Origin of the sequence: Dialister hominis (assembly GCF_007164725.1) — a bacterium.
In the GTDB taxonomy this organism is placed as follows: domain Bacteria; phylum Bacillota; class Negativicutes; order Veillonellales; family Dialisteraceae; genus Dialister; species Dialister hominis.
Window position 1 is genome coordinate 95,498 of the sequence record NZ_AP019697.1, and the last position, 25,827, is coordinate 121,324.

At 50.6% G+C, this 25,827-nt stretch carries 20 protein-coding genes and 1 riboswitch; of the genes, 14 read left to right on the forward strand and 6 right to left on the reverse strand.

All coding sequences use genetic code 11. From position 1 onward, the window contains the following. Positions 1-214: 214 nt before the first annotated feature. From Dia5BBH33_RS00435 to Dia5BBH33_RS00475, 9 genes are all read left to right on the forward strand, one after another. Positions 215-1,216, forward strand: coding sequence for a DUF362 domain-containing protein (locus Dia5BBH33_RS00435; protein ID WP_143332123.1), 1,002 nt, complete (start codon positions 215-217; stop codon positions 1,214-1,216). After that, the gene (locus Dia5BBH33_RS00440) at positions 1,209-1,934 is read left to right on the forward strand and encodes an HAD family hydrolase (RefSeq protein ID WP_108850155.1); all 726 of its coding nucleotides are present in this window, start codon (positions 1,209-1,211) and stop codon (positions 1,932-1,934) included. Before Dia5BBH33_RS00435 ends, Dia5BBH33_RS00440 begins: the two co-directional genes overlap by 8 nt. A 196-nt stretch (positions 1,935-2,130) precedes the next feature. Continuing rightward, positions 2,131-2,697, forward strand: a complete 567-nt coding sequence (locus tag Dia5BBH33_RS00445) for a manganese efflux pump MntP (RefSeq protein WP_232518059.1) — start codon at positions 2,131-2,133, stop codon at positions 2,695-2,697. 88 nt (positions 2,698-2,785) lie between these two features. Beyond that, a complete protein-coding gene (locus Dia5BBH33_RS00450; RefSeq protein WP_143332124.1) occupies positions 2,786-3,937 on the forward strand; it encodes an aminotransferase in 1,152 nt (383 codons plus the stop codon). A gap of 150 nt (positions 3,938-4,087) precedes the next feature. Continuing rightward, complete coding sequence (locus Dia5BBH33_RS00455) at positions 4,088-4,519, forward strand: hypothetical protein (protein WP_108850154.1); 432 nt, start codon at positions 4,088-4,090, stop codon at positions 4,517-4,519. A gap of 9 nt (positions 4,520-4,528) precedes the next feature. Beyond that, the gene (locus Dia5BBH33_RS00460; RefSeq protein WP_022382529.1) at positions 4,529-4,960 is read left to right on the forward strand and encodes an EamA family transporter; all 432 of its coding nucleotides are present in this window, start codon (positions 4,529-4,531) and stop codon (positions 4,958-4,960) included. Positions 4,961-5,014: 54 nt separating this feature from the next. Beyond that, positions 5,015-7,165, forward strand: coding sequence for an ATP-dependent helicase (locus tag Dia5BBH33_RS00465; RefSeq protein ID WP_143332125.1), 2,151 nt, complete (start codon positions 5,015-5,017; stop codon positions 7,163-7,165). A 145-nt stretch (positions 7,166-7,310) separates the two neighbouring features. Beyond that, positions 7,311-9,677 carry a beta strand repeat-containing protein gene (locus Dia5BBH33_RS00470; RefSeq protein WP_143332126.1) on the forward strand — a complete coding sequence of 789 codons (2,367 nt, stop codon included), beginning with the start codon at positions 7,311-7,313 and terminating at the stop codon, positions 9,675-9,677. Continuing rightward, positions 9,605-10,396: an autotransporter domain-containing protein gene (locus Dia5BBH33_RS00475; RefSeq protein ID WP_143332127.1), complete on the forward strand. Its 792-nt coding sequence runs from the start codon at positions 9,605-9,607 to the stop codon at positions 10,394-10,396. The genes Dia5BBH33_RS00470 and Dia5BBH33_RS00475 overlap by 73 nt, the downstream gene beginning before the upstream one ends. A gap of 169 nt (positions 10,397-10,565) precedes the next feature. Here Dia5BBH33_RS00475 and Dia5BBH33_RS00480 read toward each other — a convergent pair whose 3' ends face one another. From Dia5BBH33_RS00480 to nikB, 6 genes are all read right to left on the reverse strand, one after another. Then, complete coding sequence (locus Dia5BBH33_RS00480; protein WP_022382532.1) at positions 10,566-11,876, reverse strand: MFS transporter; 1,311 nt, start codon at positions 11,874-11,876, stop codon at positions 10,566-10,568. Positions 11,877-12,403: 527 nt separating this feature from the next. Beyond that, positions 12,404-13,216, reverse strand: coding sequence for an ABC transporter ATP-binding protein (locus Dia5BBH33_RS00485; protein WP_108850150.1), 813 nt, complete (start codon positions 13,214-13,216; stop codon positions 12,404-12,406). Beyond that, the gene (locus tag Dia5BBH33_RS00490) at positions 13,213-13,974 is read right to left on the reverse strand and encodes an ABC transporter ATP-binding protein (RefSeq protein WP_108850149.1); all 762 of its coding nucleotides are present in this window, start codon (positions 13,972-13,974) and stop codon (positions 13,213-13,215) included. Before Dia5BBH33_RS00490 ends, Dia5BBH33_RS00485 begins: the two co-directional genes overlap by 4 nt. Before the next feature lie 33 nt (positions 13,975-14,007). After that, the gene (locus tag Dia5BBH33_RS00495) at positions 14,008-15,582 is read right to left on the reverse strand and encodes an ABC transporter substrate-binding protein (protein ID WP_143332128.1); all 1,575 of its coding nucleotides are present in this window, start codon (positions 15,580-15,582) and stop codon (positions 14,008-14,010) included. A 151-nt stretch (positions 15,583-15,733) separates the two neighbouring features. Further along, the gene (nikC, locus tag Dia5BBH33_RS00500) at positions 15,734-16,567 is read right to left on the reverse strand and encodes a nickel transporter permease (RefSeq protein WP_143332129.1); all 834 of its coding nucleotides are present in this window, start codon (positions 16,565-16,567) and stop codon (positions 15,734-15,736) included. Continuing rightward, positions 16,567-17,511, reverse strand: a complete 945-nt coding sequence (gene nikB, locus Dia5BBH33_RS00505) for a nickel ABC transporter permease (RefSeq protein ID WP_179951947.1) — start codon at positions 17,509-17,511, stop codon at positions 16,567-16,569. The genes nikC and nikB overlap by 1 nt, the downstream gene beginning before the upstream one ends. Positions 17,512-17,778: 267 nt before the next feature. Between nikB and Dia5BBH33_RS00510 the strand changes: the two genes are divergently transcribed. The 5 genes from Dia5BBH33_RS00510 (at position 17,779) to Dia5BBH33_RS00530 (ending at position 25,815) form a co-directional block, all read left to right on the forward strand. After that, positions 17,779-19,419 carry an IS3 family transposase gene (locus Dia5BBH33_RS00510; protein ID WP_108850122.1) on the forward strand — a complete coding sequence of 547 codons (1,641 nt, stop codon included), beginning with the start codon at positions 17,779-17,781 and terminating at the stop codon, positions 19,417-19,419. Between the two features lie 507 nt (positions 19,420-19,926). Continuing rightward, positions 19,927-21,117, forward strand: a complete 1,191-nt coding sequence (locus Dia5BBH33_RS00515; protein ID WP_162501732.1) for an ISL3 family transposase — start codon at positions 19,927-19,929, stop codon at positions 21,115-21,117. A 61-nt stretch (positions 21,118-21,178) separates the two neighbouring features. Then, a riboswitch (ZMP/ZTP riboswitch) is annotated at positions 21,179-21,264 on the forward strand. A gap of 59 nt (positions 21,265-21,323) precedes the next feature. Next, complete coding sequence (locus Dia5BBH33_RS00520; RefSeq protein WP_143332131.1) at positions 21,324-22,616, forward strand: L-lactate MFS transporter; 1,293 nt, start codon at positions 21,324-21,326, stop codon at positions 22,614-22,616. Positions 22,617-22,876: 260 nt separating this feature from the next. After that, on the forward strand, positions 22,877-24,112 hold the full coding sequence (locus Dia5BBH33_RS00525; RefSeq protein WP_143332132.1) for an S-layer homology domain-containing protein: 1,236 nt from the start codon (positions 22,877-22,879) through the stop codon (positions 24,110-24,112). A gap of 125 nt (positions 24,113-24,237) precedes the next feature. After that, complete coding sequence (locus Dia5BBH33_RS00530; protein ID WP_143332133.1) at positions 24,238-25,815, forward strand: IS1182 family transposase; 1,578 nt, start codon at positions 24,238-24,240, stop codon at positions 25,813-25,815. Positions 25,816-25,827: the final 12 nt, after the last annotated feature.

A 25,827-nucleotide genomic window follows, 5' to 3' on the forward strand; every position in this document is an offset into this window, starting at 1 on the left:
GTTTTGCGCCTATGCGCTAAAGGTATAGTGAACTATAACATATGGTTATTTTACATATAGTAGATTTGGGATTATAGTAAATGCAGGGGGAAAGCTCCTGCATTTTTAGTGCGCCCGAGAGGCGCAGGGAGTCCCCTTCATTAAAATAAAGATCAATTTTTCATCTGCATTTGGAAAAGGGACCGGGAGACCGGCCGCCAAAGGAGAAAGAATTATGGCAGAAGTAAAACCAGGAACCGGCGGAGATCATTACATTCCGTACGAAGAAAGAAAAGGAAATGAATCGATCGTCTATTTCACAAGAGACCTTTCCGCCGAAGGGCTCAAGAAGATTTATGAAAAGATTAGTGCAAACCTGACAGGCAAGATCGCCGTCAAGCTGCACACCGGCGAAAAGCACGGCCCGAACATCCTGCCGCGCCCGTGGGTCAAGGAACTCCTTGAAAAGGAAATCCCGGATGCCACGATCATCGAAACAAACACCTATTATGAAGGCGACCGCTACACGACCGCCCAGCACAGGGAAACGCTGAAGGTCAATGGCTGGACCTTCGCACCGGTCGACATCATCGACGACGAATCCCACGGCACCACGATGCTTCCGGTCAAAGGCGGCAAATGGTTCGACGCTATGTCCGTCGGCAAAGGCCTTCTGGACTATGATTCCTTCCTGGCTCTCGCCCATTTCAAGGGCCATACCCAGGGCGGTTTCGGCGGATCCAACAAGAATATCGGCATCGGCTGCGCAGACGGCCGCATCGGCAAAGCCATGATCCACACCTATGAAGGACAGGATCAGTGGTCGATCGGCACCGAAGAATTCATGGAAAGAATGACCGAATCTACAAAAGCAACTATCGACCATTTCGGCAAGAAGATCGCTTATATCAATGTCATGAGAAATATGTCCGTTTCCTGCGACTGCGAAGGCGTCGCCGCCGCTCCTGTTGTAACCCCGAACGTCGGCATCCTTGCTTCCCTTGACATCCTCGCTGTCGACCAGGCTTGCGTTGACTGCGTCTATGCCATGAAGGAAGAAGACCATCACGACCTCGTGGAACGCATGGAATCCCGTCACGGCCTGCGCCAGCTGACCTACATGAAGGAACTGGGCATGGGATTTGACCGCTACGTCCTGATCGACCTCGACAATGGCGAAAAACGCATCGATGCGAAAGAAGCCGTCAAGGGCGTCAAACCATTCGTCAATGAATAAGAAGGGCTGGCTTTCACAGGCCGGGGACACGATCATCTTTGATATGGACGGCACGCTCATCGACTCCGTCGGAGTATGGAATGATGTCGACGCTGCCCTCATCAAGGAGCTCGGAGGCCCCGAAGAGGATCCGTCCTTCACGCAGAGGAGAAGGGATGAGCTCCTGACCCGTTTCCGCGCTGACGACGATCCCTACGTTTCCTACTGCGGAGAGCTGGGAAAGATTTACCATTCAGACAAATCCGGCAGGGACATCATGAAGCGCCGTTATGAAATCGCGCAGGATTTCCTTGTGAACCGCGTCGACTACAAGGAAGGTGCGCCTGAGCTCATCAAGAAGCTCGCTTCCCTTGGGAAGACACTCGTCATTTCCACGACGACAAAACGCGCGAACATGGAAGTCTACCGGACAAAGAACAGGAACATCCGCGAGAAAGCGCCCGTCGACAAGTACTTCGTGAAAATCTACACGAGGGAAGATGCCGAGCGCATCAAGCCGGACCCGCAGATCCATGAAAAGCTCCTTGCTGAAATGGGAAAGAAACCGGAAGACTGCTTCATTTTCGAAGACTCCCTGATCGGCGTCAGGGCGGCAAAGGCAGCCGGCATTCCTGTCGCTGCGATTTACGACAAGTATTCGGACGCAGAGAGAGAGGAAATCAACGCTCTGGCGGATATGACCTTCGATTCCTCTGCCGATGTCCTCAAAAATATGTAATATCGATAAAAACAGCTTTGACAGGGAATGGCCATAATGATAATATAAATGACAATGTGTGAGGGAGTAGCAGCCCTTGGGCGAAACAGTCAACATACTGGTCATGGTACCTGGCTGTATTCAGAATCGCGAGACTCACGCGTACGGTTTTCGTGCGCGTGGGTCTTTTTTGTTCGTATTGGATAGAGGGATCATTTTGAGCTTTTGGCTTTTTCTGAGCAATCTTCTTCTTGGCGCAGGCCTTGCCATGGACGCCTTTTCCGTTTCGCTGGCAAACGGCCTGCAGGAACCGTACATGAAAAGGAGGAAGATGACGCTGATCGCCGGTGTCTTTGGATTTTTCCAGTTCGCGATGCCATTTATCGGCTGGATTTGTGTCAATATGCTTATCGGTGTGTTCCAGTTTCTCTGGCCGCTCATTCCGTGGATTTCCCTCATCCTTTTCTGCGCCATCGGCGGTTTCATGATCAAGGACGGACTGACGGGCGAAGAAGAAGCCGTCCATTCGCAGGTTTATATGAAGGCGCTCCTCCTGCAGGGGATTGCGACCTCCATCGACGCCCTTTCCGTCGGCTTTACGATTGCAGAATACGATGCATCCGACGCGCTCCTTGCTAGCCTCATCATCGGCATCACCACCTTCTTCATCTGCATCGCAGGCCTCATCCTGGGCAAGACATTCGGCATGAAGCTTGCGGACAAGGCCATCATTTTGGGCGGTATCATCCTGATTGCGATCGGCATTGAAATCTTCATCGGCTAGTTTGCCGTAATAATTATTTCATGGTAATATAGTAGAGATTACTGGCAGCAGCCGGCGTTTTAGTTCTGCTAAGGAAAGGCTGGGAAGCATGAATATCGAGCGGTTTGGCGTGGAAGAATGGATGGACAAGTACGAATCGGATGCAAAATACAATATCACCGACACCTGCGCCCGTCCCATGACGCTGAAGGAACTCTTTGCCCTTGCGGGAGAAGACAGGGAAGATTTCGTGGAAGCTCTCTTTGAGAAGGAGCAGTCCTACGGAAGCATTTACGGCCTTGCCTCTCTCAAGGAAGAAATCGCCGGGCTCTATGAGACGATCACCCCGGACGATATCCTTACCCAGCATGGCGCGACCGGCGGAAACCAGCACGTCCTTTTCTCCCTCGTACGTCCCGGAGACAGGGTCGTCGCTTTTTCCCCGAGCTACCAGCAGTTTTACTCGACGCCCCGCGCTCTTGGAGCCAATGTCACGGTGCTGAAGCTCCGACGAAGCAATGGATTCCTTCCCGATCTTGACGAACTCAGGAAAGCCGCTGCAAGGGGCCTCCGCCTCATCTGCATCAACAATCCGAACAACCCGACCGGTTCCCTCATCCCAGAAGACATGATGAAGGAAATCGTCGAGATTGCAAGGAGCTCCGGCACCTACATCCTCTGCGATGAAGTCTATGCCGGCGTTTCCATCGAAGGCGCTGCCTGCCCATCGATTGCCGACCTTTACGAAAAAGGCATCGCGACAGGCTCCATGTCCAAAGCCTTCTCTCTGGCAGGACTCCGCCTCGGATGGCTGGCAACAAAGAGCCAGGAAGCCCTCCGCCAGTTCAAGCGCGTCCGGGACTATGACCTTGTCAGCTGCGGACTTTTCGATGAGGAAACGGCAGCCCTTGCGCTCCGCCATAAGGAAAAAATCCTTGAAAGGAACCGCGCTATCCTCCGCGAAAACCTTCCCATCCTCGATGCATGGGTCAAGGAGGAGCCGCGCACTTCCTACGTCAGGCCGAGAGCCGGCACGATGGCGCTTGTCTACTATGACCTTGACATCGACTCCGACATTTTCAGTCAGAGAATGTTTAAGGAAACCGGCGCATTCGCTGTCCCGGGCACCTGCTTTGAGGAAAGAAGAGCCCTCCGCATCGGCTACGGCCATGATGGAGAAGCCCTGAAGGAAGGCCTTTCCGTCGTCAGCTCCTTCATGAGGAAGCTGGAAGAAGAAGGAATCCCAGTCATAAAAGAATAACCAATACCCCTTGTCCCGCCACCGGGTTGGACAAGATGGACGGAAGTCCGAAGGTGTTTCAGCAGTTCTCCGTAGGTACGGCACAGCCGGGAGAGAACAGCTGGAGCACCTTTTTTTAATCATAAATGGAAAATGGAAAGAGGTATCGTTATGGAATTATTTGCCCTATGGTGGCCGGTCGCACTCGTCGTCGGCGCCGATGTCATTTACCAGGTCTGCGCGAAGAAACTCTCCTCGCATGCCAGCCCCATGGCAGCCCTGGGTGTCACCTATATCGCAAGCGCCATCGTCTGCGCCGTTCTTTTTGAAATCATGGTGCCGGGAAAGAGCATCTTTGCCGAGCTCCTCCTCGTCCAGCCTGCGGCTATCGTCGTAGGCGCTGCCATTGCAGGCCTTGAAGTCGGATCCATTTACATGTACAGGGCAGGCTGGCCGATGAACGTGGGTTTCATCGTCTACACCGCCTCCATCGTCGTCGTCCTTGCCATCGTCGGAAGCGTCTTCTACGGAGACTCGATGAGCTGGATGCGCCTTGCCGGCATCCTTCTCACACTGACCGGCATGTTCTGCATCGTGAAATAGGAGGGGACTATGTTTAAATTCTGGTGGCCGATCGGCCTTATCATCTTATCAAGTGTCGGATACCAGGTCGGGCTGAAGGAAGTCTCGACCGGTATGGATCCCTTCGTCGCGCTCGTCGTGACCTACCTCGTCGCATCCGCCGTTTCCTTTGCCATTTACTTCATCCAGGGGACAGGGGAAGCAGGATGGAAGAAGGACATCTTCACCATCAATCCGGCGGCCCTCGGTCTTGGCGCTGCCATCGTCGGCATCGAGCTTGGGAACGTCTACATGTACCAGGCAGGCTGGACCGTCAATACCGCCTTCATCGTGTCGAACGGCCTTATCGTCCTCGCCCTCATGGTCATGGGGACCCTCCTTTACGGAGAAAAGATCACCCCGAGGAAGATCCTGGGCGTCGTCATTTCCATGGCAGGCATCGCCGCCATCACATTGGGCTGACAAGTATTTCCGTCTGTTGTATAATGAAATAAGAATATCAGTTCGGAGGGAAATATGGACATACTGGAAGGACTCAATGAGAAACAGATCGAAGCCGTCACCACGACAGAAGGCTACGTGCGCGTCATCGCAGGCGCAGGCTCGGGCAAGACACGCGCCCTTGCCAGCCGTTTCGCCTACCTTGTGAACGACCTCGGCATCATGCCAGGCCACATACTCTGCGTCACATTCACGAATAAATCCGCACGCGAAATGGCCATGCGCATCCACCGCCTGACCGGCGACAACGACACAGGATACATCAATACATTCCACGGCTTCTGCGTCTCCGTCCTGCAGGAAGACAGCTTTGCCGTTTCCTATCCGAAGAATTTCCTCGTCATCGACAACTCCGACATCGATGAGATGCTCGCCATCATTTATGAGGAAATGGGCCTCACCCTGCGCGACATGCCCTTCAACAAAGCGCGCGACATGATCGAAATGAAGAAGTGCGTCTGGGAACCGGAATACTACAAGGACATGATTGCCATGCCGCTTCAGGTCCTCTATGAAAGGTACCATACCGCGACGACCGTCCAGGACATCATTTTCTACGGCTACCTGTACCAGGAAAAGAAATGCTTCGCTCTGGACTACAACGACCTCATCAAATTCACGCTCTACATCTTTGAGGAAAATGAGGAAATCCGCCTCAAGTGGCAGAAGCTCCTCGAATACATCATGCTCGATGAATTCCAGGATATCGACCCGCTTCAGTACAAGCTGATGGAAGCCCTCTGCGGCTACCACAACAACCTCTTCATCGTCGGCGATCCCGACCAGACCATTTACACATGGCGCGGCGCCAATATCCGTTTCCTTCTGGACTTTGACAAGAAATTTCCAAACGTCAAGACCATCCTCATGAATGACAACTACCGCTCAAGCCCTGAAATCCTTGCTGCGGCAAACTCCCTCATCGCCAAGAACAAGAACCGTTTCAACAAGAACCTCATTGCCCACAGGCCAAGCGGGCCGAAGGTCACCTGCTTCATGGGAAAGACAGCGGGCGAGGAAGCAGACCGCGTGGCAAAGGAAATCATAGAGCTCCATAAGAAGGGCGTCCCGTACAAGGACATCACGCTCCTTTACCGCGCCCACTACGTCACAAGGAACCTCGAGGAAAAGCTCCTCAAGAAGAAAATCCCGTACACCATTTACAGCGGCACGCAGTTCTTCGGAAGGATGGAAATCAAGGACGCCCTCTGCTACCTGCGCATGATTGTCAGCCAGGACGACATGGCTTTCCGGAGAATCATCAATAAGCCGAAAAGAAATATCGGGCAGCGCCGCATGGAATTCCTCACGAATTACGCCTCTGAAAACGGCTGCACACTCTTTGAAGCCCTCAGGAAGAATGTCGAGGAACCCACGCTGAAACGCACAGGCGCCGCCGATTTCATCGAACTCATCGATACCTTTGCCAAAGACAGCGAAGGGAAACCCGTCTCCGAGGTCCTCTCTGCCATCCTTGACGAAAGCGGGTACGAGAAAATGCTTCGCACTGAAGGCAGCCAGGAACGTCTCGACAATCTGGCGGAACTCAAGCAGTCTGTCTTCGAATATGAAACCACCTGCGGCGAAGAGACGAACATCGTCCATTATCTGGAGCACGCTGCCCTTTTCTCAAGCATGGACACCGGCGAAGGACAGGACAAAGTGAAGCTCATGACCGTCCATACCGCCAAGGGCCTTGAATTCCCGTACGTCTTCATCTGCGGCATGAACGAAGGCATCTTCCCGTCAAGGAAGACAAGGACAGTGAATGGCATGGAAGAAGAAAGACGCCTTGCCTTCGTTGCCATGACAAGAGCCGAAAAAGCCCTCTACATCACGGAAGCCGGCGGCGCCAACCTCGACGGCTCGCCAAGATACCCGTCAAGATTCATCCTGGACATCGACAGGGACAAGCTTGAATTCGATTCGCCCGTCGATGAACAGCTCATGAAGGAAACCATGGTCTACGTAGGAAGATCGACCGCCTTCCTGCAGGAAGACAAAGACGAAACAACCATGGAAGCAGGCACCCGCGTCCGCCATCCCGTCTTCGGCCCGGGCACCATCGTCGAAGTCGATGGAAGCGCCCATGCCTACCTCATCAAATTTGACAGCATGCCCACCATGCGCCAGATCTCCTTCCACGCAAGACTGTTCAAATTGTAATCTGTAATCAAAAAAGGCTGCACAGATAACAATTCCCTCACAAAAATAAAAAAAGTATACTTTCGGATAATACACAACCGACATTCCCTGTTTTATAACTAAGACAGGGAATTTTATATTGTTCTAAAGAATGAGGCGAATGGGAATGAAAAACGGGAAGGTTTTCTTAAGGCTGTCAGTGATAGCTCTTCTCTTAGCCTGCACATCAGGGACGATAGTACAGGCAGAAGATGTATCCGGCAAAGTGAATGAAGTTTCAGAAAGTGCGGAAGATACTGTCTACGGCGGAAATGCCGCAGACGGCAGCGCATTGAATAATCAGCTCTCCATCACGAAAGAAGCATCCGTCAATGGATCCGCATACAGCGGCTATTCATCAAACGGAGAAGCTTCCGGAAATACTTTGAAAATCACGAGGACAGGAACCATCTACGAGAGCGCGGAAGGCGGCTACGTGAATTCTGGAAGCGGAGCAGTCTCATGCAATAAAGTTTTCATGGAAAGCGGCGAAGTAGTACAATCTATCAACAGCGGCAGTACGGGCGGCAGCGGTGACGCCACAGGAAACAGCATCGAATTAAGCGGCGGGACAGTTACGGTTTCTGTCTACGGCGGTGTTTCCGCAGGAGGTAATGCGAAGGGAAACAGCGTGACGATCGGGGGCGGCAGCATTGATGCAAAAGCCGGGAACGTTTATGGCGGCGTGACTTTGACGAGTGAGAGCGCCGAATCGTCAGGAAATTATCTTTATATCAAAGAATCCGGCACGGTTGACGCGAATGCTTATGGCGGTTATTCCGGTTTCGGCTCAGCTCTGAAAAATATAGTGACGATGACAGGCGGCACCGTGGGAGACTGCCTCTATGGAGGCCGCGTCTCTGAAAAAAGCAATGGCGAAGCTTCCTACAATGAAGTGACCATAAGCGGCGGCACAGTTTCTAATGATGTCATCGGAGGCTATTCTCAAAATGGCGATGTCATCGGGAACAAGGTTACCGTGGAAGGCACGGCCACAGTAAAGGGAACTGATTACAGCGATGTTTATGGCAGCTACTCAATAGACGGCAAAGCTTCTGGCAATCAGGTGCAAATGACAGGCGGCAGCGTGCAGAGTGAAATCAGCGGTGCCTTCTCTTATAAAGGCGATGCCATAAATAATACTCTGACAATATCAGGCGGAACCGTGGATGGTTATGCATCCGGCGGCTCTTCAGACGCTGGTGCTGTGACAGGAAATATCATTACAATCAGCGAAAATGGTACAATAAAAAATGATGCAGTGGGAGGCCTTTTGTCTGAAGGAACCAAGGGTACCTCAGGAAACCAGGCCATCATGACCGGAGGCAGTGTCGGCGGAAATCTGATTGGCGGATATATCATGATAAGCAGTCCGTCAAATGCGGATAATACCGTCACCGTGACAGGCGGGACATTCGGTGAAGAAACGAGCGTCTATGGCGGGTATACAGAAGAAGGCGATGCTTCCGGAAACAAAGTGACGATCCAGGATGTGACCGTCAATGGCTATGCCGAGGGCGGCTATTCAGGCGGCGGTTCCGTGACGGGCAATACGCTTGCCATCAGCGGCAATTCCTATGTTAAAGAAAATGCATATGGAGGCCTTCTTTACTTTGCAGATGGCACCGTTTCTGGAAATAAAGTACTCCTGAGCGGCGGTACCGTTTCCGGTCAGGCGGCCGGCGGTATGTCCTTCCTTGGTGATGCAGTAGAAGTTTCAGGCAATGAAATCACTGTGACAGGCGGCACCATCGAAGAAGGTGTGTATGGCGGCCTTGCGCAGCTTGGCGGCAATGCTTCGGGCAACACCGTGACAATCAGCGGCGGAACCATTAATAAGTATGTATACGGCGGCAGCGCCGATTCCGGCACGGCTTCGAATAATACAGTCAATATTTACGGAGGCACCTTCAAATCAGATACCAGGCTCTATGGCGGTTTCTCTGATGACAGCAGCGGCAATACACTGAATTTCTATACGAAAGGCATAACCGTAGACAAGCTCGGTTATTTCCAGAATCTGAGTTTCTATGTCCCGGAAGATACGACGGCAGGAGAAACGATCCTGACCGTGACAAGCACGGCTGACGTCAGCGGTGCATCCATCAGGGCATCCGTCTACGACTCCATGAAGATGAGCCCCGGCGATACGATCACGCTGATCGACGGCAGGAGCGGCCTTACAGCTGAGGACACAGACTATGGCATGATGAGCGGCAGCAGCACGGTCACGGACGCTGCGTTCCTCAGAAGAGAAGTGAATATCCGGAAAGACGGAGACAAGGTCATCCTCGAAGTTCCTGAGGACAGCGTACCATCCCTCCTTTCTGACACGAAACTCCTCGCCGAAGCAAGGGAAGCTTCCATTGAGACACTTTGGAATGCGTCCGACATAGTCTTCTCTTTCGTACTGGTGGATTCATGCCGTACGCATCCATCGGCGGCTTCGATCTTCGCCATGAAACGGGATCGTATATCGATACGGCCGGCCTGAATGCGAACATCGGCTTTGCCCGCCAGTACGAAAGAGAAGACTATGTCGATACACTGATGCCATTCTTCGAATACGGCAGGAGCAACTACACCAGCCACCTGGATGATGGTGCAAGAGCCGATGGCGATCAGCACTATACAGGAGCAGGCGTACTCTACCGCCGCGACCGTAAAGACGGACTCCACTATGAGGCACTCGTCCGCGCAGGCCATCTCTCCGGTGACTTCAAAGGAAAGATTGACGGCTATGACGCCTCCTACGACAGCGGCGCTCCATATATCGCCGCCATAGCAGGCCTTGGCAAAGTCGTTACCAGAGACACTAACTCCTTAGACTATTATGGCAAATTCTTCTGGACGCACCTTGGAAGCGACAACGTCCGGATTGATAATACATTAGGCAGTTCCCGGTATGATTTCGATTCCATCGATTCCTACCGTACAAGACTCGGCGTAAGATGGACGAAAGACATTTCCGACATCGGATCCTGCTACGCAGGCATCGGCTGGGATTATGAATTTGACAGCAAGGCAAGAGCCAGCTACAGGAGCTTCAATACTCCAAGTCCTTCCGCAGAAGGATCGAGCGGCTTCCTCGAACTTGGCTGGAAGAGCAGACTGACAAAAGAAAACCCGTGGGGCGCAGACGTCAACGTCACAGGCTGGGCTGGAAAACAGCGCGGCGTGACCTACACACTCTCCGTCTCAAGAGCATTTTAATTGATGAAGGTTATCTCCCTCTCCCAAGGGAGTTAACTGATAGATTCCCACCCACTTATGGAAAAGCAGGCATACTCCACCTTCCCGGGAGATGCCTGCTTTTCCAATGCAAAAAAAAAGGCTGTGGCAAAATGATTAACCATTTTGCCACAGCCCCTTTTAAATGCAATTATTCTTCCGTCCCTTCGAGCTGCTTGCCCGGATTGACGAAGAGCCATGCTGCGATGGCAATGATGCCAAAGAGTGCGGTGTAGGTGAATGCATTGTTCCAGCCATAGTTGGTGACGAAGAATGCAGTGACGATCGGAGCGAGGACGCCGCCGACATTTCCCCAGAGGTTCATCCAGCCGGATACGGAGCCGGTGTACTTGCCGCCGAGGGAAATAACAGTGGACCAGCTGGCGCTCATGGAGAAGCCGAGTGCGCCTAAGGAAACGCTCATCCAGAAAATCGTTGCTGCTGCGCCGCTTGCGGTATGCGCTGCGATGTAAAGACCGAGGGAGGTGACAGCGACGCCTGCCATAGCGGTGAAAGTACGCATGGTGTACTGGCGGCTTGAGTTCTTGCTGTGTGCCATACGGTCAGAGAGGAAGCCGGCGGTGAATACCATAGCCATCAGTGCGAGCCACGGGAAGGAAGCCCAGATGCCCATAGATTTCAGGGACAGGTTGTGGACTTCAGTCAGGTAGAGAGGCAGCCATGCGAGGAATACGTACATGATGTAGTCGACGACGAAGAACTGGATGCCCAGTGCCCAGAACTGACGGGAACGGAGAAAACGGCCCCAGGGAGCAGATTTCTTTTCTGCGGAGAGGCTGCGTCCTTCATTGATGAATGCTGCTTCTTCCTCATTGACATACGGGCTGTCCTTTGGATTGTCCTGCGCATAGCGGTGCCAGACCCAGGCGAGGACGCATCCTGCCAGACCGAAGATGATGAAGACAGCATGCCAGCCAAGAGCGGCGATGAGAGCGACGGTAACCATCGGGCCGATGACGGGTCCGAAGAAAGTGCCCAGAAGGATGGCGCTGCTTGCCTTGCCTTTTTCATCCTTGTTGAACCAGTTGAAAGTCGCCTGCCCCAGAGACGGGAAAACAGGACCTTCACCAAGACCGAAAGCCAGACGGACAGCGGCAAAGCTTGCCTTGCCCTGAGCAAAAGCGGTGAGCGCTGTGAAGACAGACCACCAGAGTATAGCGCCGGCGCCGGTTTTGCGCAGGCCGAAACGTTCAGCGAGCATGCCGCCAGGGACCTGCATCAGCGCATAGCCTGCGAAGAAGCAAGTCTGGAGGAAGCCCATATCCATTTTATCAAAGCCAAATTCCTGCATAATGACAGGGGTTGCGACGGACAAATTGACCCGGTCCATGTAAGCGACGAAGCTGATCAGGAAAATAAGGAAGGCAATCTTCCAGCGAAAATTAGTCATAGTACGTGTTTTGGCCTGCGGAACGGCGTCCGCGGTGATGGTTCTTTCCATAATCAGATACCCCTTTCATTAATCATTTTGAATCCTTATCCTTTTCCTCACATGCATCAAGGGTGCAAAAAGCCCCTGCTGCTCTTTATAGAGCAACAGGGGCGAAGGTTCGCGGTACCACCCTGTCATTATTCTTTGTGCTGATGACAGACTGCCTGTAACGAAGGCTTGCGGCTGTATCTGGGAATCCCGGGTGCTCCTCGATACAGCGACTCCCAAGTGATATGGAAATGGATCCGATCCGCCGGTTCTCAGCTTTCCCGGCTCTCTGTAAGATACTTGATGTCCAATCCCAGCTTGTTCATTGTCTCTTAGCGGTACTATTGTCAACGGTACCTTGGTAGTGAGTTGGGTTCATTATCCATGAAACGGAGAAACTTGTCAAGAAGAATTTACTCATTTTTATAAAGTGTACTATATATCTCCTCAAAAAGGGCTGAAGATGGCACTTTTTAAGCCCTTCCCATGCTAGAATGTCCCAAATCAAAAAGAGCCATGAAATGATTTCCATTTCATAGCTCTTCTTATTATGCGAATAAGGATTCCGGGAAAACTTTATTCTTTCCTTCCCTGATCGTGAATGTACACGCGAGGAGTTTCCTTGAGTAGGGGGCCTTCGCTTCGTTCAGGTCATGAATCGTTTCATGAATGACGCCCTTCTTCATGACGGCGATGGTATCGCAGAAAAGGTTCGCAAGCGCCAGGTCGTGGCAGATGAATAGATAGGCGACGCCTGTTTCCTTCTGCAGCCTTGAAAGCAGCTCGATGATTGTCTTCTGGACGGACATATCAAGCGCTGACGTGGCTTCATCGCAGATGATGAGCTTCGGCTTCAGAACCAGAGCGCGAGCAATCGCGATACGCTGACGCTGGCCTCCTGAAAGTTCAGAAGGGTAGCGGTTGATGAAATCTTCCGGAAGGTCGACCTTCTTCAGCATTTCAGCAGCCTTCTTGTCGATATCCTTACTGGCGATGAGTCCGAAATTCATGAGCGGCTCGCAGATGATATCCGCGATGCGTTCCTTCGGATTGAAAGCAGAGGATGGATCCTGGAAGACCATCTGGATGGCGCGGCGGCTCTCGCGGAGTGCTTTGCCCTTCAGATTCGTCACGTCTTTCCCTTCAAAGTACACCTTTCCCGAATCGGGCTGGTGGATGTGCGTCAGTATGCGGGCAAGCGTCGACTTGCCGCTTCCGGATTCACCAACGAGGCCGAAGGTTTCTCCTTCATGGATCGTGATCGACACATGGTCAGCCGCCTTGACGGGAATGCCGTCTTCAGGATGGAAGGTGAGGCATATGTCCTCCGTTCTCAGCAGTTCTTTTCCATCAAGTCTCATGACAATACGCCTCCCGGGTCTGGAACAGCTGCTAGAAGCAGCTTGGTATACGGATCTTTCGGATGATAAATGACTTTTTCGGCGCTTCCGTATTCGACGGCATTTCCATCCTTCATGACAAGGATGGTATCCGCCATGTACGAGGCAAGGGCCATATTATGTGTGACGACGATGATGGCCGTGTCCGCGCGGGCACAGACGTCCATCATTTCACGGACAACGACAGCCTGATTCGTGACATCCAGGGCAGACGTCGGTTCATCGGCAAGAATCAGCTCGGGATGAATCGCCATCGCCATTGCAATCCCGACTCTCTGGCGCATGCCGCCTGACAGTTCGAAGGGATAGCTCTTGAGGATGCCGGCCGGATCAGGAAGGCGCACCTGCGAAAGGAGATTCGTCATGCGGTCTTCCGCTTCGCCTCCCGTGATGCCGTGGGCAGCGAGGTATTCGGAAAATTCCGTCCCGATCGTGCGGATCGGGTTCAGCATGGCGCCGCTGTCCTGAAAGATGAAGGACGTCTTCTCGCGGATCGTCTTCGTCTCCGATTCCTTCCCTTCAAAAAGGATGTGTCCGCCTGTCACTTGTCCCTGCCTTGGCAGGATATGGCCGACAGCGCGGAGGACGGTCGTCTTCCCCGAGCCGGATTCCCCGATGATGGCAAGAATTTTCCCTTTGTCCACGGAAAAGGATACCCCGTGGACGACGGGATTTCCTTTGCCGTATGAAATGGACAGGTCATTGACTTCTAAAAGCATGGCAGCTCCTTTATGAATGAAAGAATGAAATGATTACTTGGAAGCCGGTGTGATCTTGTCGGTGATCCAGTAGTAGTCACACGGCTTGATATCTGCATGAGCGACAGCAGAGGTGGAAATCATATTGGTCTGCGGATAACCGAAGACGAGGGTGGCGGAGGTATCCTGCAGAATCTTTTCCATCTGGATGATGATGTCCCTGCGCTTGGCCGGATCGAATTCGCCGGCCAGCTGATCGGAGAGCGCATCATAAGCCGGGTTGCTGTAGCCGGAACCGTTCTGCGGGTTGGAGCCGTTGACGTTCGTCTTCCAGTACATGTTGAGGAACGTTTCCGGATCGCCTGCCTGTTCGGTCAGGATGTTGGAAATGAGGAGGTCGTACTCGCCTCTGGTGCCGATGCCGTCAAGGACGTTGTAGTCGACGTTCTTCAGATTGATCTGGATGCCGACCTTCTTGGCATCAGCCTGGGTAGCTTCAGCAAAGAGCGGCAGTTCAGCACGGCCGGAGTAGTAAACGAAATCAAGGGAGAGCGGCTTGCCGTCCTTATCGACGATGCCGTCGCCATCCGTATCCTTCCAGCCTGCTTCAGCAAGGAGCTGTTTGGCATGTTCAGGATTGTACTTGTTCGGATAGGTCTTGGAAAGTCCGTCGAAGTCATAATCGAGGGACGGCGGGAGAGCCGGGCCACCAGGGGTGAATGTATCCTTCAGGAGGACCTTGCAGTATGTATCGCGGTCGAGGGATTCGATCAGGGCAGCACGTACGCGCGGATCTGCCAGCGGTTTACCTTCCTTCACGGAAAGACGGGCAAGAACGTCGCGGATGGAATCGATTTCAGAGGTGGTGAATTTGCTCTTATCCTTGAAGAGTGCAAGATCGCCAGGCGCAATGTTGACGGCAACGTCGACTTCGCCCTTCTGGAGAGCCATGGCGCGTGTAGACGGGTCATCGATTGTATTGACGACAGCATGCTTGTAAGGAACAGCTGCATAGTAATTCGGGTTCGCATCAAGCTCTGTCTTGGCTTTGGAGAAGCTCTTTACGACATAAGGACCAGTGGAAATCGGGCCCTGCTTGTCGAAGTCCTGCTTTCCTTCAGCAGACGTGTCGACGATGATGAAGAGCGGATCGCCCAGCATGCTTGGAAGTGTTGCAATCGGCTTCTTGGTGTAAATCGTGACAGTCTGTCCATCAGCTGTGATATGGTCGAGTGGGAACATAGCCTGGGCACGCGGCGCTTTAGCAAACGTTCTCTCGATGGATTTCTTGACAGCTTCACCGGTGACAGGATTGCCGTTGGAGAATTTGATATTCTTGATCTTGAATGTCCAGGACATCTGGTCCGGAGCGACCAGCCAGCTTTCAGCGATCCAGGGTTCCGGGCGCATTTTATCATCAAAGTGGACGAGTGCTTCGCCGACACCGTAACGCATGACCTGCCAGCCGAAATAGTTGGCCGTCGGTTCAAGGCTGTCGGCGAAGTTCGTTACGCCGACACGGAGGGTGTCTTTACTCGCGGAGGAAGAACTTCCGCCGCATCCGGAAAGACCGAAAACGAGAAGGGCGCAGGCTGCAAGGGCAGCCCCTTTCTTTGCAAATGAATTCATGATGTCTCCTTTTTGAAAATATAGTGAATAAATCTATAGAAAAGGCAATGGGAAAGAATCATGCGGCTTTTGGGAAGAAGCCGGGTGATCCGAAGGAAACGGGATGGCGGGATGCAAGTGAGGAGACCTTGCCATTCGTTTCCTGCGCCTTTTACTGCTGATCCTGATGCGGGTCAAGGACATCCCGGAGTGCATCGCCCCAGAGATTGAAGACGACGACAGAAAGGAAAATCGCAAAACCCGGGAAGAACATGAGCCATGGCGCGGTCTGCAGCTGCAGGCGGCCCTCATTCAGCATGAGGCCCCATTCCGGCTGCGGCGGCTGGCTCCCGAATCCGAGGAAGGAAAGTCCGGCCAGTTCCATCATCATGGCGCCGATATCTGCAGCGGCCGTAATGACGAGAAGGGGAAGGACATTTGGCAGAATATGATGCAAAAGGATGTGAGTGTGAGTGCCGCCGCTGACAATGGCAGCTTCTACGAATTCACTTTCCTTTAATTTCAAGACGAGCGAGCGAGAAAGCCGCGCATACTTCGTCCATGTGACGACCGTCAGAGCCAGCATCGCATTGATCAGGGACGGTCCCATGATGCCGGAAATCGCGATCGCAAGGATGATCCCCGGGAAGGAAATCATCATGTCAGCGATACGCATAATGACGATATCGACGATGCCGCCTGCATAACCGGAAATGACACCGGCTGTCGTGCCGACGACAAAAATGAGAGCGACAAGGAAGAGGACACTGGAGAGCGAACGCTTAGCACCGCAGAGGATGCGGGAGAAAACATCGCGGCCCAGCTTGTCCGTGCCGAAAATATGCGACGAAGACGGAGCCAGATTCGCATCCTTCATGGAAGCGGAAAGCGGATCATAAGGCGCAATGTGCGGCGCAAGGAATGCAATGAGAAGAATAAAAAGAATCAGGATCGACGTCACGAGGAAAACCCTGTTTTCCCGGAGTCCGCGGGCTATCATGTGCATCAGCGGCCTCCTTTCCTCAGCCTGGGATCCAAGTGCTGATAGGAGAAGTCGATGATGATATTGATCACCATGTACATGAAAGCAATCCAGAGGACGACCGCCTGCACCGTCAGGAAGTCACGGTAGGTGATGGCCTGCACGATCATGTAGCCAAGGCCCGGCCAGGAGAAAATGATTTCCACGACAGCCGCGCCCCCAAGAAGCGAGCCGAAAGCAAGGCCGAAGAGCGTGATCAGAGGCAGGAATGCATTAGGAAGGACTTCCTTCCATAGAATCTGGCTCTCGGAAATGCCCCTGGCGCGTGCGCCCATGACATAGTTCTGCTGGAGTTCTTCAAGAACAGCAGCGCGGACCTGCCTTGTGAACTTGGATGTCATGACAATGCCAAGAGTGACCGTCGGAAGGACGAGATTTTCAAGAGAAATCGTTCCGTCGATGATGGAGAAAAGATTCAGCTTCAGTCCGAAAAGCCAGAGGAGCATGAGGCCCATCCAGAAATTCGGGATCGATACGCCGGCAAACGAGAAGAGCCTCACGATATAGTCGAAGCGGCTGTTCTGGCGGACGGCAGTGTAAATGCCAAGCGGCACAGAGAAGACGAGCATGAAAATCGAGGAGGAGCAGGCGAGAAGAAGAGTCGCAGGAAGCGCTTCCAGAATGGCATCCAGGACCGGCTTCTTCATGAGGTAAGAAAAGCCGAAGTTGCCATGCAGTACGCGTCCCAGCCAGTCCAGATACTGGTAAATGAAAGGCTGATCGAGCTCCAGCTCATGACGCAGCGCATCGATTTCCAATTGGCTGACGACGATGTCTTCATTGCCGGCAATCATCTGACGGACAGGATCTCCCGGGGACAGCATCACGAGACAGAACGTGATGAAGCTGATGCCCAGAAGAACGATCACAATCTCCACAAGGCGCAGGGCCAGTTGTTTCGGTTTCAAAGTCTTCCTCCTGAGATAATAGACAAACATACGTAAACGAACATTTAGTTCGAAAACCCCATAACGTCAAAGAACAAGGCATGCATGCAGGACCTTGTTCTTTAAAATGGCAAACTCCGGACTCCCGGCAGTGCCATGCTTGTTTCGTTATCAGATTAGAATTTGTTAAATTAATTATAACATGGTTTCCATGGAAATCAATGATAATGTTTGGGGGACGCGGACAAAAAGTTGGACCAATTGACAGAGGTGTCAGGAGGTCAATTTATGTATTCGCATGAAGAGCGCTTAAAGGCAGTCAAACTGCACGTCGATTCGGGCATGGGGCTCAAAGGCATTATGAGAACGCTCGGCTATCCTCACGACATAAAAGTGTTGCGTCAATGGTGCCGGGAATTCAAGTTCTCCAGAGAGATTCACGAAGTAGACGGATTTGATGACGGATATTCTCTCAAACAAAAAACATTAGCCGTCAAATACTTCGTAAATTGCGGCGATCTGCGGCGCACCATCAGGGAAATAGGCTATCCCAGCAGCACGCAGAGATTGAAAATATGGGTTGAGAAATACAACCTTAACGAAAACGATCATTGGCAAGCTGACCAGAACCCTGTAAAATGGGGGCAAGATCGACAGACGGGAAGCAGTCCACTGATTCAGGAGAATCCATTCGAAGAAATTGAGATAGCCTCTAACGCTATCTACAAGGACTTAGGCTTCCTCGAGGAATTGTTCCAAAGGAGGCTGGCAACAATGTCTAAAAAGGACTCGGAAGTAACGATTGAATCTTTAAAAGAAGAAATGCAAGTACTGCTTAGAAATATGGAAAACCTCCGCAAAGAGAATAAAGCATTGCTGAAAGCCAATCAGTCACTGGGAGAGAAGACGAAGTCTCTTGATGAAAAGTGCCAGACACTTGCGAAAGAGTATAAGGAGCTTGGCGAGCAGACTCTTATTAAACGGATCGAGTACGAAGCCCTCGAGATAGCTGCAGAAACAATAAAAAAAGAAGAGGGCATCAGTCTAAAAACACTGACCAATCGGGAAAAAGCCATCGTGATTGATGCCCTTCTGAGCCGCAGCAAGTATCCCCTGAAGAAACTGCTGACGGTGCTAAATATGGCTAAAGCCTCATATTTCTACCAGAAATCCGCTATGAAGGCGGGAGATAAATATGCGGAAATACGCGAAACCATCAAAGACAAATTTAAGAAGAACCGGTCGGTTTATGGTTACCGGAGAATCTGGTTAGCGCTCAGAAAAGATGGGAAAATTCTTTCTGAGAAGCTCGTCCGCCGCTTTATGAAAGAGGATCATCTGGTTCCATACCGCAAAAAAGCTAAAAAGTATAGCTCCTACAAAGGAGAAATTTCACCTGCCCCTAATCTCGTTAACAGGAATTTTCATGCCGACGAATTAGGAAAGCTGCTTCTCACAGATATTACGGAATTCCACATATCTGCAGGGAAAGTATACCTGTCAGCTATAACTGACGTCTTTGACGGCAAGATTGTCGCATGGACGATCGGCACGTCGCCGAATGCCAAACTGGTCAATACCATGCTGGTAAAAGCGAGAGAGGCCCTGGGCGATGACAAGCATCCTATCGTTCATTCAGACCGCGGTATACATTACCAATGGCCTGGATGGATCGCCTTGATGAAGAAATTCGGCTGGACAAGATCCATGTCGAAAAAAGGGTGCTCGCCGGATAATGCTGCTTGTGAAGGTGTCTTTGGAAGAGTAAAAAACGAAATGTTCTATAATAGAAGCTGGATAGGTGTATCCATTAAAGAATTCATAGCTTACCTAGACGATTATCTTCATTGGTATAATGAAGACCGAATTAAAATTACCTTGGGCGGCATGAGTCCAGTAGAATACAGAGAAAGCTTAGGGATAATGTAAGTACTACCAGAATGGTCCAAAAAAATATCCGCACCCCCTTGTCAATACCGAGTAAATGAATGAAATCATAAGAAAATATGAGGAAATCATGAGAATAACCGAGATTAAGAAACATATCATTTAGAATGACCTGTTTTGCATGTATAAGGCATTTTTATAGTACAGTATAGAAAAATCTCGGATTCATCGCGGATCCCGGGAACGATTCGAATAAGTGTACACTTAAACATAGAAAAAATTCTGGTTCTTCACGCTTTTTTGTGGGATAAAAATAATAACATATAAAATTGGCATTGAAAAAGAGCATTATCTACTCCAAAATGTAAGTTGCCTAAAACTACGCACGGAGGTCGAATAATGCTCTTTTATTACCATAATGAAATCACTTTTAATTGTCAATATTATCGCACAGAAAATATCACTAGCCATCCAAATCCTCATTGCCATACCCGAGTTACCAGTCTACGGACTGCCAGAGATTTTTCCTGTCCGCACTGTCACTCCCGTATGTATAGTTATGGGTTTTTTTTTGTACTCATCAAGGATTTTCCAGATCTTCCTAAGCAAAAGAAGTATATAGAGTTCTCGGGGCACAGATTCCGCTGCACATCCTGCGGGGAGACCATAACGGAAGATATCCCCTGCCAATGCCCTTTCACACGCGTTACTTGGGATATGGCCTTGTGGATTATCCATCTGCTTAAGTGTCATACATCCATTTCTGCCATTTCGGCCATGCTCTCTGTACATTGGAGTGCCATACAGAAAATACAAAAGCATATCATGGATAAGGCGTTGGCTGCCTTTGAAACCTGCCTGAAGAAAAGTAACTATCGCCCACGGTATTTGGCCGTAGATGAGTTCGCTATCCATAAGGGCCATCGCTATGCCACCTGCGTTATGGATTTGGAAACGGGATTCATCTTGTGGGCCGGCCTGGGCCGCTCCATGGCAGATTTTGAGCACTTCTTTAAGAGCATTGACCTTTCGCTTCTTTCCAGGCTAAAAGCGGTGGCCATGGATATGAACGCATCCTTTAACAGGCTGTTCCAGAAATATTGTCCGAAGGCCCCCATCGTTTATGACCGGTACCATATGCAGGCACAGTTTGGGCGTGATGTTATGGGAGCCGTGCGCCTGGAGGAAGCACAAAAGCATAGGCAGGAAGCAGAAGCATTAAAGAAATATACGAAAGAAACTAATAATCCAGAGCTCCAGAAGATGGCCAGGGAAAAGAGCCATGAAGAAAGGAAGCTTTATACCGAATTAAAGAAATCCCGATGGATACTGTTAAAGAAGGACGACCACCTGAATGAAAGGCAGAAAACTCATCTGTTGGATATCCTGAGCGAGCATAGGGATTTGGCGATTTGTTATGCCATGAAGCAGGAGATGACTCGTCTGTTCACATTGACTGACTATGAAGAAGCTCTCGCCGGATGGACAAAATGGATTCAGGCCGGACTGGAGAGCGGGATTCCTGCCCTGGTAAAGTTTGCCCGGCAAAAGCAGAAGCGAATCAAGGGACTGGCTGCTCATGCCCTGTATCCTATCAATACGGGGAAGCTTGAAGGATTCAATAATAAGATCAAGGTACTAAAAAGAATCGGATATGGGTACCGAAACATGGATTATTTCTTTACCCTTATCCGATTCCATTCTTTACCTAAAAATTATTCATCCCCCAAATTTCCGTGAAGAGCCAGAATTCTTTCCTTGACACATATGGAAAAGGATGGTAATCTAAAGCCACAAACGAAAGACACCGCGGAACTGACGGAATGATGTGGAATCGACCACGTGAACCGCGGATGATCTGATTGGCCGACCGTCTGGGCAGGGAAACCTGAACAGGCGGTTTTTGCGTCTTTGGTTTCCCTTCATTGTTAAAGTGGAGGGATTATATGAGAAGAAATCGTTGGTTGATTGCACTCGCTGCGGTCGGAATTCACATCTGCATAGGCAGCGTCTATGCATGGAGCGTTCTTACAAAGCCGGTCATGGCAGCTATGGGACTGACTCTTAGCGAAACGACATGGGCATTCTCGCTCGCTATTTTATTTCTTGGCATGTCCGCAGGCTTCCTGGGCGGCTTCGTGGAAAGGATCGGACCATCCCGCAGCGGTCTCGTTTCCGCTCTTTTCTTCGGCACAGGACTTTTGGGGACAGCGCTTGCCGTGCACATGCACTCATCGGCGCTCCTTTACCTTTTCTACGGATGCATCGGAGGCATCGGCCTTGGCACCGGATACATCACGCCGGTTTCCACACTCGTCAAATGGTTCCCGCGCCACAGAGGCTTTGCGACAGGCCTGGCAATCATGGGATTCGGATTTGCCGCACTGATCGCTGGCCCGGTCATGCGCTGGCTCGTTGATACGTACGGACTGTTAGAAAACTTCGTCATCCTTGGCTGCGTTTACGCCGTCGTCATGATTGCTTCGGCTTCCTACCTGCGTCCGCCGAAAAAAGGCGAAATTCCTGCCCTGATCGATGAAGTCCTCGCGCAGGAAGCGGCTCTTGGCAAGAAGAGAACCGTCCTTGGCCCGCAGATGACCAGAAAAGAAGCGATGCATACATGGAAATGGTATGCGCTCTGGTGGGTATTCTTTACCAACATTACCTGCGGCATCGGTCTTCTTGCCGTTGCATCCCCGATGGCACAGGAAGTCATCGGCATGACCCCGGCGCAGGCAGCATCCCTCGTCGGCATCATCGGCATCGTCAATGGCGGCGGCCGTATCGTATGGTCCAGTATTTCCGACTGGATCGGCCGCGGCGTCACCTACATGGTATTCTTCCTCTTTGAAGTCTTTGCTTTCCATCAGCTCTCCATTACCAGAGAAGGCTTCATCTTCCAGGCACTCGTTCTTGCCATCATCTCCTGCTACGGCGGCGGCTTCTCCTGCATGCCGGCATTCCTTTCTGACATCTTCGGCGTACGCCAGCTCGCTTCCATCCACGGATCCATCCTGACTGCATGGGGCATCGCAGGCGTGGCAGGCCCGCTCATCCTGGCATTCATGAAAGAAACCACCGGCAGCTACAGCGCTACCCTCCAGCTCTTTGCCGGAATGCTCGCCGTTGCCTTTGTCATCAGCGCCGTCCTCCACTGGAGAAACGAAGTGGACAAGAAACGCTACGTCATGGAAGAAGCATCCAAAGACTCCATCTCCAACATGGCAGAAGCACATTAAGCAAATGGGTAATTAAGTAAATATGTAATAAAGGGTTGTGGAAATGTTCAATCATTTCTACAGCCCTTCTTTTTTTGAAGCACAGCGTTCAATTATTAAAGCAATACACATTTTTCATTAATGAAATCTTATACATATCTCTAATAATTCCTTGTTATCCTCTAATCTAGTTGCTATAATAAGACGAATCTTTCACTTAGTCTTGAAATATGGCGGTCGGGAGCTGCTGTTTTCAGACTCGTTTGAAAAGGAGTTTAGAAATGAAGAAAATCACCTTGACTGCCATGGCAGTCCTTGCACTTGGCATTTCTGCCAGCGCAGCCAACCCATTTTCTGATGTGACACCCAATGACTGGGCGTATCAGGCAGTCGTCGATCTGTCCGAACAGGGCGTCGTTGTCGGCTATCCGGACGGTACCTTCCGCGGCGAAAGAAACATCACCCGTTTCGAAATGGCACAGATCATTGCACGCATGCTGGCCAATGAAGATCAGATGAATGCAGAGCAGAGAGCCATGCTGGACAAACTCGCCGGCGAATATGCCGATGAACTTGGAAACCTCGGCGTACGCGTGTCCAACCTTGAAAAGAAAGTCGGAAACCTTTCCTTCTCCGGCAACAGCCGTGTCCGTCTTCTCCAGTACTATGGTGACAAGGGCGAAGCCGTAGATAAATGGGATGGCCGTATGCAGGTTTCCGTCAAGGGCCAGGTCAATGACAGCACCTATGCCTATGGCCGTCTCCGTTACGACATGAACTTCAAGGGAAAAGACAAGCGCGATGCGTACATGAATACGCTCTACGTTCACCATGATTTCAATGGCAAAGCAGGACTGACACTCGGCCGCATGGATCTTTTCCTTGGCCAGACCGGACTGCAGTACGATGATACCTTCGACGGTGCTATGGCTACCATCGGATCCAAGAAACTCGCCGCTGATATCGGCTATGGCCGTTTCATTGGCGGAAACCTTGGCAAAGCAGATACGAAAGAAGAAAGAGCCGCAGCGATTGCCCGCGTATACGGCAAGAGCGGACGTCTGGCTTATGATGCGGAATACATCCAGGGCGAAGACAAGTATGATGCACGCATCTGGGGCGCAGGCCTTACTGCCGGCGTGACTGAAGATATCGACATCTTCGGCGACTACTACCAGAACACCGATTACAAGAACGATCCGCAGACATGGACAGCAGGCCTCGCATTCGGCCACTACAACATGAAGAAATTTGGCACCTTCCGCATTGCTGGCCAGTACATCAGTGCTGAAAAGGGCTCCTTCCTGAACGACACCACCTACACAGCATCCGCAGCAGGCCTTGTAGAAGACAGAAATGATATCAACCGTTCCCGCTTCTGGCTCGCATCTGCCGATCTTGTTCTCATGAAGAACGTCCGTCTCCACGGTGAATACGCATTCGATGTCAAGACAAATGGCAAAGCCAAGACCAATTACGACGATCTTGCCACCGTCTCCCTGAACTACGTATTCTAAGAAAACGGATGGAATAGATAATTAAATAAAAAAAGGGGATGTGACAAAATTCATCCCAACAAAAAGGGCTCTGCCCCGGATCATTTGGTCCGGGGCAGAGCCTTTCGTGTTATAATTTTTTTGCAATGAAAAATAACAACACTAGCAATCATTTTACCGCAGAACAAGGCATTTTGCCAATGTTTCCCTCTGAGATTCTCAATGTCGATGATCCTGTTTTAATGTATGACAGATTTATGGAGGAAATCGATCTTAAAAAGTACCTTCGTTACATACCGACGCGTGGCGCTGGCAGACCCAGGTATAATCCCGTCAACATGCTGAAAACGATCATCTATGGTTTCGCAGAAAAAGGATATTGCTCTTTTAGAAAACTTGAAGATAATTGCAGGGTTAACATCAGATATATGTACCTGATGAATTATGAAGCCCCATCCTATCGGACATTCTGTCATTTCGTGAAGGGCTTTCTTAAGTATTCTCTCAAGGATATCTTTTATTCAATTACGAAAGAACTCTGCGGCAAACTCAACGTGGATTTGCAGCATATATATATTGACGGTTCCAAGTTTGAAGCGAACGCAAATAAATATAGCTGGGTATGGAAGAAATCCGCTGAAAAATCTCGCTACAAGCATTTTGCCAAGATTACCAGCCTTTTTGAGTTACTCAATGATGATCTTAAGTATGACCATATGAGTGTAAACATCAATACAGAATACGCTCCGGACTATCTGCGTCTGGTATTGGATAAATTAAAAGAAATCTGGCAGATTGATGAGACGGCCTTTGTTCATGGAAGCGGGCATCGCAAGTCCGATCATCAACGCAAGTATGAGCAGCTTAAGGCATATACATCAAAACTTGAAGAATATGTTGAGAAGATACAGATATGCGGTACTTCCAGAAACAGTTACTCGAAGACCGATACGGATGCAACATTCATGCGAATCAAGTCGGACTACAAGGGAAATGATCAGCTTCTGCCTGCATACAATGTCCAAATAGGTGTTGCCGATGAATTTATTGCCGTAATTGATGTTAACCAGTATCGTTCAGATATGGATTGCTTCGTACCGCTGATGGAGGAATTCCACGAAGTCTATGGGGCTTATCCTAAGTATCCTGTGGCAGATGCAGGATATAGATCTTTCAACAATTACATCTATTGCGAGCAGCACGGTATGGAAAAGTATATGAAATTCCCCATGTACAAGAAAGAAACGAAAGACAAGAAATACCATACCAATCCGTTTCGGCCAATAAACTTTAGAGTTGATGAGAATGGAACCATCCGTTGTCCAAATGACAGGGCTTTCAAATTTATCTACAGACATCTGGTCAGAGGGAACTTATACGGCAGGCAGGAGGAAGTATTTGAATGCGAAGACTGCCAAGGATGCCCGCTGGCAGAGCAATGTAAAAAGACCCCGAAGAACAAAAGAATCTCATTGAGCAGAGAACGGAATAACATGTACCAGGAGGTTCAGGATAATCTGGAAAGCATCCATGGAGCCCTGCTAAGAATGAACCGGTCAATCCAGGCTGAAGGAACTTTTGGAATCATGAAACATGACAGATGGTACAAAAGAATCGTCAGAAAAGGGATAGATTCTGTAAAAGCCGAGTTATACCTGGTAGCACTTGGCTATAATTTAAGGAAATACATCACAAAAATAATGCGTATAAGGATTGCCGCCTAAGACAATATAATT